This window comes from Archangium gephyra, from assembly GCF_049060025.1.
Lineage (GTDB): Bacteria > Myxococcota > Myxococcia > Myxococcales > Myxococcaceae > Archangium > Archangium gephyra_A.
Window position 1 is genome coordinate 1,844,144 of sequence record NZ_JBMEQQ010000002.1, and the last position, 14,552, is coordinate 1,858,695.

Sequence of the window (14,552 nt, forward strand, 5' to 3'; positions counted from 1 at the left end):
CTCAAGCCCCAGCGCAAGGACGTGGCGCTCGTCTACAGCGACACGCCCTGCTCGGCCGCGGGCTGCTTCACGGCCAACAAGGCCCGGGCCGCCCCGGTCCAGGACGCCGAGCCCCGTCTGCCCGCCTCGGGCATCCAGGCCGTGCTCGTCAACTCGGGCAACGCCAACGCCCTCACCGGCCCCGCCGGGCAGCAGGCCGTGCGCACCCTGCGCGACGAGCTGGGCCGCACCCTCTCCGTGCCCGCGTCCGCCGTGCTCACCGCCTCCACGGGCGTCATCGGCCATCCCCTGCCCGTGGCCAAGGTGGTGACGGTGCTCGGCGGGCTCAAGGACTCCCTGCGCTCCGAGCCCGACGCCGCCGCCGAGGCCATCATGACCACCGACACGCGCGCCAAGCAGACGTGGCGCTCGGTGCGCATCGGTGATCGGGACGTGATTGTCTCCGCCATCTTCAAGGGCTCGGGGATGATGCACCCGTCGCTGGCCACGGTGATCGCCGTCATCACCACCGACTGCGCCATCCAGCCCGGCGTGCTCGCGACCGCCCTGCGCGAGGCCGTCTCCGGCACCTTCAACAGCCTCACGGTGGACGGGGACATGAGCCCCAACGACACCGTCTACGCGCTCGCCAACGGCCGGGCCGGCAACCCGTCCATCTCGGACCCGGGGCCGGAGCTGACGATCTTCACCGCCACGCTCTCGGACCTGTGCCTGGAGATGGCGCGGGAGATCGCCTCGGATGGCGAGGGCGCCACCAAGTTGCTGCAGGTGGAGGTGACGGGCGCGCCGGACGCCGCCATCGCGCAGGACCTGGCTCGCGCCGTGGCCGGCTCCACGCTGGTGAAGGCCGCCGTCTTCGGGGCGGATCCCAACTGGGGCCGCGTGCTGGCCACCGTGGGCGCGCGCGCCGGCACCCAGGGCTACGCGGTGGACCCCTACTCGGCCCACGTCCGCATCCAGGGCATCTCCGTCTACGAGGGCGAGCCCAGGCCGTATGACCCGGCGCACCTCAAGACGCGCATGCGCGAGCCCGAGGTCCGTATCGAGGTGTGCCTCACGGGCGGCGAGGGCTCGTCCGTGGCGTGGGGGTGCGATCTCTCGTACGACTACGTGAAGATCAACGCGGACTACACCTCTCTCATCGTCCCGAGGCCCGACGGCGGCGTGGGCAAGGACGACCGGCTGGCCAACTACAGCCCCGCCTTCAAGACGACGCTGCTCGTCGAGGCGCTCTCGTACATCTCCCGCTTCCGCGGCAAGCGCTGCGTCATCCGCTACGGCGGCGCGGCCATGGTGAAGGAGTCCCTCAAGCAGTCCTTCTGCCGCGACATCGAGCTGCTGCGCTCGGCGGGCCTGCAGCCCATCATCGTGCACGGCGGTGGGCCGGAGCTGACCCGCACGCTGGACAAGCTCGGCCTGCGCCAGGACGGCGCGCTCATCACCGACGCCTCGGGCCTCAAGGTGGTGGAGATGGTGCTCTCCGGCTCCGTCAACTCGGAAGCTCGTCACCCTCCTCAACAACCTGGGGGACCGGGCGGTGGGCCTGTCCGGCAAGGACGGCGCGCTGCTGCGGGCGCGGCGGATTCCCATGGAGGATGGCCGCTCCAAGGAGCACGTGGGCGAGGTGACGCGCGTCAACCACGAGTTCCTGGAGATGCTGCTGGGCCAGGGCTATGTGCCCATCATCTCCCCGGTGGGCCTGGGCGAGGACGGGCAGACGTACGACCTGGGCTCGGACGCGGTGGCCGCCGAAATCGCCTGCGCCCTCAAGGCCCACAAGCTCATCTACCTGCACGACGCGCCGGGCATCCTCCGGGGCGAGGAGCTCTTCAACGAGCTGACGGTTTCGGAGCTGGAGGCACACCTCGCGGCGGGCGCGTTCACCGGCAGCATGCAGACGCGCGCGAGGATGACCCTGAAGGCCCTGGGCGGCGGCTCCGTGGAGCGCGTGCACGTCATCGACGGGCGCGTCCCCCACAGCCTCATCGCCGAGCTCTTCACCAACAAGGGTGTCGGAACGCTCGTCACCCGCTGAGGCCCGCCCGTGAGGACCTTGAACGTGAGTCCGCTTCGCAGCAACGGAGACAAGGCGGCGCGGCAGGAGGCCATCCGCCGCATCATCCGCGCGCACAAGGTGTCCACCCAGGACGAGCTGGGACAGCGCCTGGCGCAAGAGGGCTTCGACGTCACCCAGGCCACGCTGTCCAGGGATCTGGCCCAGCTCGGCGCCATGCGCGTGTCGCTGCCCCAGGGCGGCACGGTGTACGGGCTGGAGGAGGCCCCTCCTCCCTCGGGCGAGGACCGGCTGCGCGAGCTCGCGGAGATGGTCCTCTCGGTGGAGGACAACGAGATGTTGGTGGTGGTCCGCACCCGCCCGGGCTCCGCGCCCGTGGTGGCCTCGGCCATCGATCAGGCCCGGCTGCCCGAGAGCCTGGGGACCATCGCCGGAGATGACACCATCTTCGCCGCCCCGGCCCGGGGCAAGTCCACCCGCACACTGAACCGGAAGTTGAAGTCCCTCTTTGGAAAGGAAGAAACCCCGTGACGATTGCCAAGACGGCCGCCTCCGGCGGGCTCGGCCTCCACCCGGAGGTGCTGGCTTTCACCAGCTCGCTGGCGCTCGACAAGGCGCTGCTCACCGAGGATCTGGTCGGCAGCATGGCCCACCTCACCATGCTGTCGCGCACCCGCCTCATCCCCTCGGAGGACGCGCGCGCCATCCGTGAGCAGCTCGTGGCCATCTGGAAGGGCGCCCAGGCCGGCACGCTCGTCCTGGCCGACGAGGAGGACGTGCACATGGCCGTGGAGGCGGAGATCACCCGCGTCCTCGGGGAGCGCGCGGGCCTGCTGCACACCGCGCGCTCGCGCAATGATCAGGTCGCGTTGGACCTGCGCCTGCACGTGCGCGAGAAGGTGGCCGAGGTGCTCGGCGTGCTGGCGAAGCTGCTGGAGGGCCTGGCCGCCCGGGCCGAGGCGGAGCGCGAGACGCTGCTGCCCTCGTACACCCACCGGCAGCGGGCGCAGCCCATCTCGCTGGCGTACCTGCTGTGCGGATACGGGGCCATGTTCACCCGGGACGTGGACGCACTCGGCTTCGTGCTGGAGCAGGTGGACGTGCTGCCGCTGGGCGTGGGAGCCATTGGCGGCACGTCGCTGCCCATCGACCGCGAGGTGACGCGCGAGCTGCTGCGCTTCCCCCGCATGACGATGAACGGGCTGGACACGGTGGGCGATCGCGACTTCGCCATGGACTTCGCGTACACGGCCATGCGCTCGCTGCTGCACGCGAGCCGGGTGGCCACGGACTTCTACGACTTCGCCTCGCCCGAGTTCGGCTTCGTGAAGCTGGATGGGGAGATTGCGTGCGGCTCGAGCATGATGCCGCAGAAGCGCAACCCGGACGTCTTCGAGCTGATCCGCGGCAAGGCCGGGCGGGCGGTGGGCAACCTCAACACCCTGGCGGTGCTGGTGAAGGGGCTGCCGGGCGGGTACAGCCGGGACTTGCAGGAGGACCGGCAGGTGCTGCTGGAGACGGGGCCGCTGCTGACGAGCGTGCTGTCCATGCTGAACCTGGCGCTGGGCAAGGTGCACTTCGACAAGGAGCGGTGCTTCGCGGCGGTGGAGTCGGACTACATGCAGGCCACGGACGTGGCCGAGGCGCTGGCGATGAAGGGGATTCCCTTCCGCACGGCGTACAAGGCGGTGGGAGCGCTGGTGCGGGCGTGCCAGGAGCGTGGATTGCCGCTGGCCAAGGTGACGCTGGAGCTGGCACAGTCGGTGGACCCGCGCTTCGACGCCGAGGTGCTGAAGAGCGCGGATCCTCGGCGCGCGGTGGAGCGCAAGGCCAACGCCGGAGGAACCGGACCGGCGTCGGTGGAGAAGCAGATTGCGGAGCTGAAGTCCCACGCGGCTCGGGCGCGGGCGATGGCGGATGCCGTCCCCCGGCTCGCGGCCCTCTTCGATTCCTTGCAGGAGGCAGCACTGTGAAGCGCGATTTCCTCACCCTGGCTGACCGCACCGAGGCCGAGTACCAGGCCCTCTTCAAGCGGACGCACGCGCTCAAGGCGAGCCGCAAGCGCAAGGAAGTGGTGACGTCGCTGGCCGGGCGGCATCTGGTGCTGGTGTTCGAGAAGTCCTCGACGCGCACGCACCTGTCGTTCGAGGCGGCGATGTACCAGCTGGGCGGCACGGTGACGACGATCACCGCGGGCAGCAGCCAGATCGCGCGCGGCGAGACGATCGAGGACACGGCGCGGGTCATCTCCGGCTACGCGGACTGCATCATGTTCCGCACCTTCGGGGACGACCGGCTGACGGCGTTCGCGAAGGCCTCGCAGGTGCCGGTGATCAACGGCCTGTCCGAGGGCGGGCACCCGGTGCAGGTGCTGGCGGACCTGTTCACGGTGGAGGAGCGGCTGGGGAGCGTGAAGGGCAGGACGATTGCCTTCGTGGGCGACTGCGCGAGCAACATGGGCCGCTCGTTCGTGGAGGCGACGCGCTTCTTCGGGTTCAACCTGCGGCTGGGGTGTCCGGAGGGGTACCGGCCGTCGGCGGAGCTGCTGGCGCAGGCGGGAGCGCGGGTGCACGTGACGGCGGACGCCACCGAGGCGGTGCGTGGGGCGGACGTGGTGGTGACGGACGTGTGGACGAGCATGGGCCAGGAGGCCGAGTCGGCCAGGCGCAAGAAGGAGCTGCACGACTACCAGCTCAACGAGGCGCTGATGGCGAAGGCGAACCCGGGAGCCATCGTGCTGCACTGCCTGCCGGCGCACCGGGGCGAGGAGATCACCGACGGCGTGCTCGACGGGACGCAGTCGGCGGTCTGGGACGAGGCGGAGAACCGGATGCACGTCCAGAAGGCCCTGCTGGAGCAGCTCATCCTGGGCTGAGGGTGTCCCGGCTCCCGGGCTCCCCCGGACCCAGCCCGCTGGCGTGCTGCCCAAGCCAGTATGCGGCGTGAGCGTTGCCCGCTGCCCTCCCCCACCCCAGTCTTGGGGGAGGACAGCGGGACGGAGACAACGGATGCTCACGGTATTCACCTTCGGCGACTCGGTTCTCGACTGCGGACACTACAACCGGTACGGCGTCTCGCCCGGCGAGCTGCTGGTGCGCAACCGGGACGACCTCTTCCCGGAGTTCCGAGGCCAGGACCTGAGCGCCTTCGGCGGTGGGCGGCTCGAACAGCTCGCGCAGGATGGGGGGACGGTGAACTCCCTTGCGCGGCAGCTCCGCGGGGTGCGCGACCCCGGCAAGGCGGTGGCGCTCGTCTCGGTGGGCGGGAACGATCTCCTCCAGGGCCTGCTCATGGACACGGGCCCGGGCTTCGACGAGTTCCGGCGCAAGCTCTCCGCCTTCCTCACGGCCTTGCCCATCCGCCCGGTGTTCATCGCGAACGTGTACGACCCCACGATGGGGGACGATCGCCACAACTTCACCGGCGTGCCGGTGGAGCGGGCCCGAGGGAATCACCGGCGGATCAACGACCTCATCGCCGGGCTTGCTTCGGAGCATGGCAGTACCCTCATCGACCTGCATGGGCACTTCCTCCGGGGCGAGGCCTCCTGGTTCACCTCCACCATCGAGCCCAGCCTGCGCGGCGCCTCCGAGGTGCGGCGTTGCTACTGGAGGGAGCTGGTGAAGCTCCTTCCCGCCGGAGCCGAAGCGGCGCCCTGACGCTTCACTTGTTGCCACGGGACCGGACTCCGAGGAGAGTCCTCGGTCATGAGAACCCTGGTGGGATTGGGCTACTCCGGTTGGACCGAGAAGGCACGCTGGGCGCTGGATCACCATCGCCTGCCGTACCAGTACCGCGAACACATTCCGCTCGTGGGCGAGCTGCGCCTGCGTCTCCATGCGCCTCGCGGTCAACGCGGCACCGTCCCGCTCCTGGTGGAGGACTCGGGCGCCACGATGGGCTCCTACGCGATCGCGCAGCGGGCCGAGCGTGAGGGCAAGGGTGCTCCCCTCTTCCCCGCGGCTTCGCTCCCGGAGATCGAGCAATGGGAGCAGCTCAGTGACGCGATCCTCCGCGTGGGGCGCGCGTACATGGTGCAGCGGCTCATGCAGTTCCCCGAGGCCCAGGCCGAGAGCCTGCCCCCGTTCATCCCCGGGTTCGCGCGGGGCCGGCTGACGCCCATGGCGCGGATGGCGGCGAGCTTCCTGGCCACCAAGCACGAGGCGGCGCCGGACCCGGAGGCGGCCGTGCTCGCCACGGTCGTGCCCGGTCTCGAGCGGCTGCGTGCGGCGCTCCAGGGAGGACGATTCCTCATCGGCACGTTCTCGTACGCGGACATCGCCATGGCACTGACCCTCCAGTTCATCCAGCCCGTGGACGAGCTCTTCATCCCGCTGGGGCCGGGCCGGAGGAAGGCCTGGACGCACCCGGCCCTCGCCGAGCGGTTCGCGGATCTGATCCGCTGGAGGGACCAGCTCTACACCGAACGCCGCCCCGCTCCGGTAGACCCCAAAGCGAAGCCATGAGTGCGGATGCGTTGTTCCTCGGGCTCCTGCCGGTGACGGATTGGAGCCGGATTTCGTAAGGGTTGAACGCCGGCTGTTGGCCAGACGGCATGCGCAAGGTGGAGTTGTCAACGGACGTGCGGGCGAGGCTTCCGCCGGAACTTTCCAGCAATACATCAATTGCTTGAAGATGAAGGTATCCGGGGGGATTGCCATGCCAGAAATCAGCGTGTCGGGTGACGCCGTCTCGGGGCGTTCTCAGGGCCCTGGCCCGGCCCCGGTGAGCGGGGAGGCGGTCCCACCGCTCGGGCTGCCCTACCGGGAGCTCTTCCTGCACCTCGCCGAGCATTCGCCGGATGCGGTCTTCACCAAGGATCTCCAGGGCCGCTACACCTTCATCAACAGCGCCGGGGCGCGCTACCTCGGTCACTCCGTGGAGGAGGTGCTCGGCCACAAGGACGACGAACTGGTGTCCCCGGGGGAAGCGGAGGCCACCATGGAGTTCGACCGGCAGGTGCTGCTCGCCGGACGGGTGCTGCATTCCGAGATGAGCGAGCGGATGGCGGGGGCGCAGCGCGAGTGGTTTTCCACCAAGGGCGTCCTCCGGGGTGAGGATGGCCAGTTGATGGGGCTGTTTGGCATTGCCCGGGATTTGTCCTCCCAGTTGCGCGGCGATGAGGCCCGGCGCCGCAACGAGGCCCTCTTCCGGTTGGCGGTCAGCGGCAGCTTCGACGCCTTCTTCATCCTCCGGGGCGAGTCCGAGGGAATGCGCGTCTTGCACCTCAACACCCATGCCGAGGTCCTGCTGGGCTGCCGCGCGCGCGAGGCCAAGGGGCACGTCCTCTCCGAGTTCCCGCATGCGGCCTTCATCGCGCCGCCCTCGGCGTGCGAGGAGTTCTGGCGGACGGGCAAGCCGCAGACGGAGGAAGTGCTCCAGGAGATGCCCGGGAGCGGGCGCCGCTGGTTCCGCCGCGAGTTGAGAGCCGTGGGTGACTGTCTGGCCGTCACGGTCCGGGACATCACCGAGCAGCGCGAGAGCGAGGCCCGCCTGCGGCTCAACGAGCGGATGGCCTCCATCGGGATGCTCGCCGCGGGCGTGGCCCATGAGATCAACAACCCGCTCGCGTTCGTCTCCAGCAACCTCGGCTTCATCCAGACCGAGCTGCGCGAGCTGGAGCAGCCGGAGGACATCCGGAACGAGCTGCTGGAGGCGGTCGCCGAGGCCCGCGAGGGAGTCGAGCGCATGCGCCTCATCGTCCAGAAGCCTCCAGTCGCTGTCGCGCGGAGATCCGGTCTCCTCCCACCCGGTGGATCTCCACGAGGTGCTGGAGACCTCGCTCCATCTGATCCGGGGCAAGGTGTGCAGCCGGGCGCGACTCGTGCGCGACTACGGCGAGCTGCCCCAGGTGCAGGGCAATGCCGTGCAGCTCGCCCAGGTCTTCGTCAACCTGCTGGTCAACGCCGCGCAGGCCATGCCCCAGACAGGTGGGGAGATCCGGTTGACGACGCGCGTCCAGGACGGCTCGGCGGTGGTGGAGGTGCGAGACACCGGCTGTGGCATCTCCCCCGAGAACCTCGAGCGCATCTTCGAGCCCTTCTTCACCACCAAGCCCGCGGGGGAAGGCACCGGCCTGGGACTGCCCATCAGCCACGAAATCATTCGCGCGCTCGGAGGGGAGCTGTCCGTGGAGAGCACCGTGGGCGTGGGGACCACCTTCCGCGTCCTCCTGCCCACCGTGGCCGATCACTTCACGGAAGCCCCTGGCGCCAGCAGGGTGGGCCTCCGTCAGTAGCCGGGGAACGGTCTCGTTCCAGGGGGCTCAGCGCAGGGGCAGGGACACCATCGCCTCGGCGAAGTGCTCGAACACCTGGTTCGCGGTGAGCGCGGGCTGCTCGTCGATGTTGCCCAGCATCAGCGCGAAGACGACGCGCGGGTGCTCCGGGTCATTGGGGCGCTCGGCGATGCCCACGAAGGCCTTCTGCCCCGAGAGCGTCCCCGTCTTGGCGCGGATGAGCCCCTTCGCTCCGTTGGAGGCCGCGATGTTCGCCAGCGTGCCGTCCACGCCCGCGATGGGCAGGCTCTCCAGCAGCGCGGCGGCGTACGGCTCCTTCAGGCTGGTGTAGATGACGCCCACCAGCCCTCGCGCGGTGGCCACGTTGTAGCGCGACAGCCCGCTGCCATCCGCCGCCCGCAGCAGACGCGAGGAGATGCCCCGGCGCGTGAGCTCCTGCGTCATGGCGTCGCGCAGCGCGGGGTAGCTCTCGGTGCCCGTGCGCTCGCGGGTGAAGCGCAGGCCGAGCCGCTCCGCGTAGAGGTTGAGCGACTCCTTGTTCGTCACCTTCACCAACTCGGCCAGCGAGGGGCTGACGAACTCCAGGAGCGGCTCGCTCGTGGTGGCCGAGGGCACGGAGGCCGTCCGCGGCGCGGTCGCGACACGCCAGATGCCTCGCACGGCCAGGGCCTCCTCCATGCACGAGGTGAAGAGGGATTGTGGCTCGTCGATGGCCACGCGCATCGTCGCCTTGCGCGGGCACTGCTCCGCTGTCGAGCGCCACACGCAACGGATGCGCCCGCTGCCCCGCTCGCGCACGCAACCGACCCCGGCCCGCTGGGCGTTCGGCTCGAGGTACACGACGGGCGGAGGCGCATCGAAGGCCGGGCTGTAGCGCACCACGAGGGGCCGCCAGGGCTGCGACTTGCAGTCATGTCCCTCGGGACGCTCCAGCGACAGGTCCACCACGTTCTCGCGGAAGACGAAGGGGGTGGGGGCCGCGCTGTAGGCGTAGGCCGCGTCGTCCCAGGCCCAGCCGGGGCCGAACAGGCCATAGGGCCCCTCGTCGGCGTTGAGCACCCTCACCGCCCCGAGCCATTGCCGGATGCCTCGTGAGTGGAAGGCCTCGGCGAGCTGCTCGCAGGCCACGGCCGTCTCGGGGAAGCGCCACGAGCCCAGCGACGGGTCTCCCGAGGCCTCCACCACGAGATCCCCGAGGAAGAGGCTGCCGAGCTGTGTGCCCTCGAGCCGCACGGGCGTGCGGAAGCGGTAGTCCGCACCGAACGCGGCGAGCGCCGCGGACGTGGACACCACCTTCATCGTCGACGCGGGCAGCAGGCGCACGTGCTCGTGGCGCGCGTAGAGGGGAGCCCCCGTCGCCGCGTCCACCATGAAGACACTGGCCAGCGTGCCCTCGCTCTCGACGGACGCGAAGAGGGCATCCGCCACCGTGGTCAGTGACGGCGCTGGAGGTGGACGGGCCGTCGTCGCACGGGGGAGACAGGCCGGCAGGACGAGGGCCGCCAACAGGAGCGTCGCGAGGGGGGAACGGCGCATGGTCTCACGCTACCGTTCCCCTCCCCGGGGTGTCGACGCTCGGGTTCCGCGCCTCCCCTACTTCCTGGCGAGGTAGTCCTGGAGCGGACGCACCGTCTGCTCCTTGCGCAGCAGTGACTCCAGCGCCCCCACCGCCATCCGCGCCGCCTGCACCGTCGTGTAGTACGGCACGCTGTGCATCAGCGACTCGCGGCGGATGGAGAAGCTGTCCGCGATCTCCTGCTTGCCGAACGTCGTGTTGATCACCAGGACGATCTGCCCGTCCACGATCTTGTCCACGATGTGCGGCCGGCCTTCCTGCACCTTCAGCACCTTCTGCGTGTCGATGCCCTTCGTCGACAGGTACTGGTGCGTGCCGCCCGTCGCCACGATCTGGAACCCCAGCGAGCGCAACCGCCTCGCCAGATCCACCACCGCCGGCTTGTCGTCGTTCTTCACCGAGATGAAGACCTTGCCGCTCCTCGGCAGCTTCACGCCCGCCGCCTGCTGGCTCTTCGCGAACGCCGACGCGTAGTCGTCCGCGATGCCCATCACCTCGCCCGTGGACTTCATCTCGGGCCCGAGGATGACGTCCACCCCGGCGAAGCGCGCGAACGGGAACACCGACTCCTTCACCGCCACGTGCCGGAACTCGGGCTCCTGGGTGGCGCCCAGCTCCGCCAGCGTCTTGCCCACCATGCACAGCGAGGCGATCTTCGCCAGCGCCACACCCGTGGCCTTCGAGATGAACGGCACCGTGCGGCTCGCCCGCGGGTTCACCTCCAGCACGTAGATCGTCTTGCCCTGGATGGCGAACTGCACGTTCATCAGGCCCACCACGCCCAGCTCCTTCGCCAGGGCCATCGCCTGATCCTTCATCCGCTCCACCAGGTCCGGCGACAGCGAGTGCGGCGGCAGCGTGCACGCCGCGTCTCCCGAGTGCACTCCCGCCTCCTCCACGTGCTCCAGCACCCCGCCCACCAGCACCGCGCCCGTCTTGTCCGCCACCAGATCCAGATCCACCTCGGTGGCATCCTTCAGGAAGCGGTCGATCAACACCGGGTGCTCCGGCGATGCGCTCACCGCCTCGCGCATGTACCGCTCCAGGCTCTGCTGGTCGTACACGACCTCCATCGCCCGGCCGCCCAGCACGTACGAGGGCCGCACCATCACCGGGTAGCCGATGCGCTCGGCCACGCGGTAGGCCTCCTCATGGCTGCGCGCCACGCCGTTCTCCGGCTGCATCAGCCCCAGCTTCTCGATGAGCTGCGCGAAGCGCTCACGGTCCTCGGCCCGGTCGATCGCGTCCGGCGGCGTGCCCAGAATCGGCAGCCCCGCCTTCTCCAGCGGCACCGACAGGCGCAGCGGCGTCTGCCCGCCGAACTGCACGATGGCGCCCACCGGCTTCTCGCGCTGCGACACCTCCAGCACGTCCTCGATGGTGAGCGGCTCGAAGTACAGGCGGTCCGACGTGTCGTAGTCCGTGGACACCGTCTCCGGGTTGCAGTTGACCATCACCGTCTCGTACCCGGCCTCGCGCAGCGCGAAGGCCGCGTGCACGCAGCAGTAGTCGAACTCGATGCCCTGGCCGATCCGGATGGGGCCGCTGCCCAGGATGAGCACCTTCTGGCGCTCGGTGGGGGGCGCCTCGTCCTCCTCCTCGTACGTGGAGTAGAGGTAGGGCGTGTAGGCCTCGAACTCGGCCGCGCAGGTGTCCACCCGCTTGTACACGGGCCGGATGCCCTTCTCGTGCCGGCGGGCCCGCACCTCGGCCTCGGTGCAGCCCAGGAGCTGCGCCAGATACTTGTCCGCGAAACCGTCCGACTTCGCCGCGCGCAGCACCGCGTCCGGCACATTCTCCAGCTTGCCGAACTCCTGGAGTTGCTTCGCTTCGTGCACCAGCGCCTGGATGTGGCGCAGGAACCACGGGTCGATGGAGGACAGCTCGTGCACCTCCTCCACCGACATACCCTCGCGGAAGGCCTGCACCAGGTAGCCAGGCCGCTCGGGCCGGGGCACGCGCACGTGGTCGCGCAGCACCTTGCGCCGCTCGTCCTTGTCCTCCGGCAGCTCGGGGGACTCCAGGCCGGTGCGGCCGGACTCCATGGAGCGCATCGCCTTGAGGTACGCCTCGCGGAAGGTGCGGCCGATGGCCATCACCTCGCCCACCGCGCGCATGCTGGTGGTGAGGGTGCGGTTGGCGTGGGGGAACTTCTCGAAGTTGAAGCGCGGCACCTTCACCACCACGTAGTCCAGCGTGGGCTCGAAGGAGGCCGGGGTGTCGCGGGTGATGTCGTTGCGCAGCTCGTCCAGCGTGTAGCCCAGGGCCAGCTTCGCGGCGATCTTCGCGATGGGGTAGCCCGTGGCCTTCGAGGCCAGCGCGCTGGAGCGCGACACGCGCGGGTTCATCTCGATGACCACGATGCGCCCATCGTGCGGGTTGACGCCGAACTGGATGTTGGAGCCACCCGTGTCGACGCCGATCTCCCGGATGATGCGCATGGAGGCCTCGCGCAGCCGCTGGTACTCGCGGTCCGTGAGCGTCTGGGCCGGGGCCACGGTGATGGAGTCACCCGTGTGCACGCCCATCGGGTCCAGGTTCTCGATGGAGCAGACGATGATGACGTTGTCCGCCGAGTCGCGGACCACTTCCAGCTCGTACTCCTTCCAGCCGAGCACGCTCTCCTCGATGAGGATGGTGCTGGTGGGGCTGGCCTTGAGGCCGGAGCGGCAGATGGCCTCGTACTCCTCGCGGTTGTACGCGATGCCACCGCCGGTTCCACCCAGGGTGAAGGAGGGCCGGATGATGGCCGGGAAGCCGATCTCCTCGGTCAGGGCGAGGGCCTGCTCCATGGTGGTGGCGTAGCCGCTCTTGGGCAGCGCCACGCCGATGCGCTCCATCGCCTGCTTGAAGAGCAGCCGGTCCTCGGCTTTGTTGATGGCCTCCAGCGAGGCGCCGATGAGCCTCACCCCGTACTTCTCGAGGATGCCCTGCTCGGCGAGCGCCTTGGCCAGGTTGAGCGCCGTCTGGCCACCCATGGTGGGGAGCACGGAGTCGGGGCGCTCCTGGGCGATGATCCGCTCGGCGACCTCGACCGTGATGGGCTCGATGTATGTACGGTGGGCGAACTCCGGGTCGGTCATCACCGTCGCCGGGTTGCTGTTCAAGAGGACGACTTCGACGCCCTCTTCCCGCAGCGCCTTGATGGCCTGGGTCCCTGAGTAGTCGAACTCGACGGCCTGGCCGATGACGATCGGACCGGAGCCAATGACGAGAACCTTCCGGATATCGGTACGCTTGGGCATCGAGGGGGGGCCAATAGCAACGTTCGCCCCCGCTTGCACCAATCGTGTGAAACGGGTAGCGGGGGGTGGAAAGCCGAGGCCTGCCCGGCGGCAGGGAGGTCGATCCCAGGCGGCCGGGCGCTCTGCTAGGCTGCGCTCCGTTTTCCGGAGGTTTCATGCGTCGCTGGTCCCTGGCCCTGCTCCTCTCCCTCGCCGCTCCTGCCCTCGCCCAGGAGGCCCAGGAAGCTCCCGCCGCAGCCGCCCCGGCCGCCGAGCCGGCTCCCGCCCCTGTGCCCGCCCCCGCCGCCGAGCAGGCCCCCGCTCCGGCCGCCGAGCAGGTGCCCCCCGCCGGGGAGCCGGCTCCCGCCGCCGAGAAGCCGGTCCGCCGCCGCGCCCGGCAGGAGGCCGCCGCCGGGGCCCCCGCCCCCGCCGCCCAGGCACCCGCTCCCCAGGCGCCAGCTCCGGTTCCGGCTCCCGCCCCTACGGCCCAGGCCCCCGCGGCTCCCGCGGCTCCGGCCCCCGCGCCCGAGCCCGGAAGCATCCAGGAAGGGTTGCGCGACGAGGCCCGCTACCTGCTCAGTTATCTGCTGACGGGGGACGTGCGCAGCACCGTGCCGATGCTCGCCTTCCCCTTCCAGCTCGAGGAGCGGAGGTTCGACGCACCCGAGACGCTCGTGGTCACCTGGGTGAAGGAGCTCCGCAACAAGCGGACGGACCTCGTCACCCTCTACGACATCGAGGTCCTGCCCTACGCGGAGATGGAGAAGAAGTACGGCAAGCCGCCCGCGCGGCTCGGCGCCATCGTCCCGCGCGGCACCGAGGTGTACGCCGCGGTGGCCAACCTCTCAGGGCGCGCGGCGGTCATCCTGTACCGGCAGGCCGGTGATGGCTGGCGCGCGTTCGCGTACACGGACTGAATGTAGGAGAGGAAACTTCGGGGCTCTCGGCCATCGAAGGAGGAGCGCCCCCTCTTATACTCAGGGTGTACTCAAGAGGGGGCACTCATGCGGATCGGCGTACTACTGCTCGTCGGCTCCATCCTGATCGGCATGGGCTGTGGTCATGAGCGCTCGGGCTCCTTCCGAGAGACCTCTGCTCCCGTGAGCCAGGAGCGTTACGGGCCCGACACCGAGGTCGAAGACGAAGGCGTACGCGCCAAGGGGAGCACTGTGTCTTCCCGCATCTCGGCGCTCATCGCCAACGGACAGTTCGCCGAGGCCGAGGTCCTGATTGCCGAGGGTATAGCGTCGGGGCTCCTCTCCCAACCCCACGCGGCCCGGTTGTTGGAGCGTATCGCTCAGTTGAACATGAAGCTGGGCGAACTCTCCGCAAGACTCCAGCGCGCTCCGGACTTCCCCTCGCAGCTCAAGGACTACACCCTGTTCCAGATCAAGCGGATGCTGGACAGGGGCGACTTCAGCCTCGCGACGGAAGCCCAATTGAGAATGGCCAAGAAGCTGCTCGAGAACCCGGATCGCTTGATGGACAAGGTGAGGTAGG

General features: G+C 69.6%; 11 protein-coding genes and 2 pseudogenes. 11 read left to right on the forward strand and 2 right to left on the reverse strand.

The window, feature by feature from the left end:
* Positions 1-9: 9 nt before the first annotated feature.
* The 9 genes and pseudogenes from argJ to ACN28I_RS08030 form a co-directional block, all read left to right on the forward strand.
* Positions 10-1,434: pseudogene (argJ, locus tag ACN28I_RS07990) on the forward strand (bifunctional glutamate N-acetyltransferase/amino-acid acetyltransferase ArgJ); the annotation flags it as partial.
* 103 nt (positions 1,435-1,537) lie between these two features.
* Positions 1,538-2,035: a hypothetical protein gene (locus ACN28I_RS07995; RefSeq protein WP_420941502.1), complete on the forward strand. Its 498-nt coding sequence runs from the start codon at positions 1,538-1,540 to the stop codon at positions 2,033-2,035.
* Between the two features lie 24 nt (positions 2,036-2,059).
* The gene (gene argR / locus ACN28I_RS08000; protein ID WP_420941503.1) at positions 2,060-2,545 is read left to right on the forward strand and encodes an arginine repressor; all 486 of its coding nucleotides are present in this window, start codon (positions 2,060-2,062) and stop codon (positions 2,543-2,545) included.
* Positions 2,542-3,987: an argininosuccinate lyase gene (argH, locus tag ACN28I_RS08005; protein ID WP_420941504.1), complete on the forward strand. Its 1,446-nt coding sequence runs from the start codon at positions 2,542-2,544 to the stop codon at positions 3,985-3,987. Before argR ends, argH begins: the two co-directional genes overlap by 4 nt.
* Entirely contained in the window at positions 3,984-4,889 is a 906-nt protein-coding gene (gene argF / locus ACN28I_RS08010) for an ornithine carbamoyltransferase (RefSeq protein WP_420941505.1), read from the forward strand. Before argH ends, argF begins: the two co-directional genes overlap by 4 nt.
* Positions 4,890-5,022: 133 nt before the next feature.
* Entirely contained in the window at positions 5,023-5,673 is a 651-nt protein-coding gene (locus ACN28I_RS08015) for an SGNH/GDSL hydrolase family protein (RefSeq protein ID WP_420941506.1), read from the forward strand.
* A 48-nt stretch (positions 5,674-5,721) separates the two neighbouring features.
* Positions 5,722-6,480 carry a glutathione S-transferase family protein gene (locus tag ACN28I_RS08020; RefSeq protein ID WP_420941507.1) on the forward strand — a complete coding sequence of 253 codons (759 nt, stop codon included), beginning with the start codon at positions 5,722-5,724 and terminating at the stop codon, positions 6,478-6,480.
* Between the two features lie 193 nt (positions 6,481-6,673).
* Positions 6,674-7,066, forward strand: a pseudogene (locus ACN28I_RS08025) (PAS domain-containing protein); the annotation flags it as partial.
* A 715-nt stretch (positions 7,067-7,781) separates the two neighbouring features.
* Positions 7,782-8,252 (forward strand): sensor histidine kinase, encoded by a 471-nt coding sequence (locus ACN28I_RS08030; RefSeq protein WP_420941508.1) that lies wholly within the window; start codon positions 7,782-7,784, stop codon positions 8,250-8,252.
* A gap of 27 nt (positions 8,253-8,279) precedes the next feature.
* On the opposite strand, the gene dacB is transcribed toward ACN28I_RS08030, so the two are convergent.
* Together dacB and carB are read right to left on the reverse strand one after the other, a co-directional pair.
* On the reverse strand, positions 8,280-9,788 hold the full coding sequence (gene dacB, locus ACN28I_RS08035; protein WP_420941509.1) for a D-alanyl-D-alanine carboxypeptidase/D-alanyl-D-alanine endopeptidase: 1,509 nt from the start codon (positions 9,786-9,788) through the stop codon (positions 8,280-8,282).
* Between the two features lie 57 nt (positions 9,789-9,845).
* Positions 9,846-13,073, reverse strand: coding sequence for a carbamoyl-phosphate synthase large subunit (gene carB, locus ACN28I_RS08040; protein WP_420941510.1), 3,228 nt, complete (start codon positions 13,071-13,073; stop codon positions 9,846-9,848).
* 155 nt (positions 13,074-13,228) lie between these two features.
* Here carB and ACN28I_RS08045 point away from each other — a divergent pair, with 155 nt between their 5' ends.
* Both ACN28I_RS08045 and ACN28I_RS08050 read left to right on the forward strand, forming a co-directional pair.
* On the forward strand, positions 13,229-13,969 hold the full coding sequence (locus tag ACN28I_RS08045) for a hypothetical protein (protein ID WP_420941511.1): 741 nt from the start codon (positions 13,229-13,231) through the stop codon (positions 13,967-13,969).
* A gap of 87 nt (positions 13,970-14,056) precedes the next feature.
* Positions 14,057-14,551, forward strand: a complete 495-nt coding sequence (locus ACN28I_RS08050; RefSeq protein ID WP_420941512.1) for a hypothetical protein — start codon at positions 14,057-14,059, stop codon at positions 14,549-14,551.
* The last annotated feature ends 1 nt before the right edge of the window (position 14,552 follow it).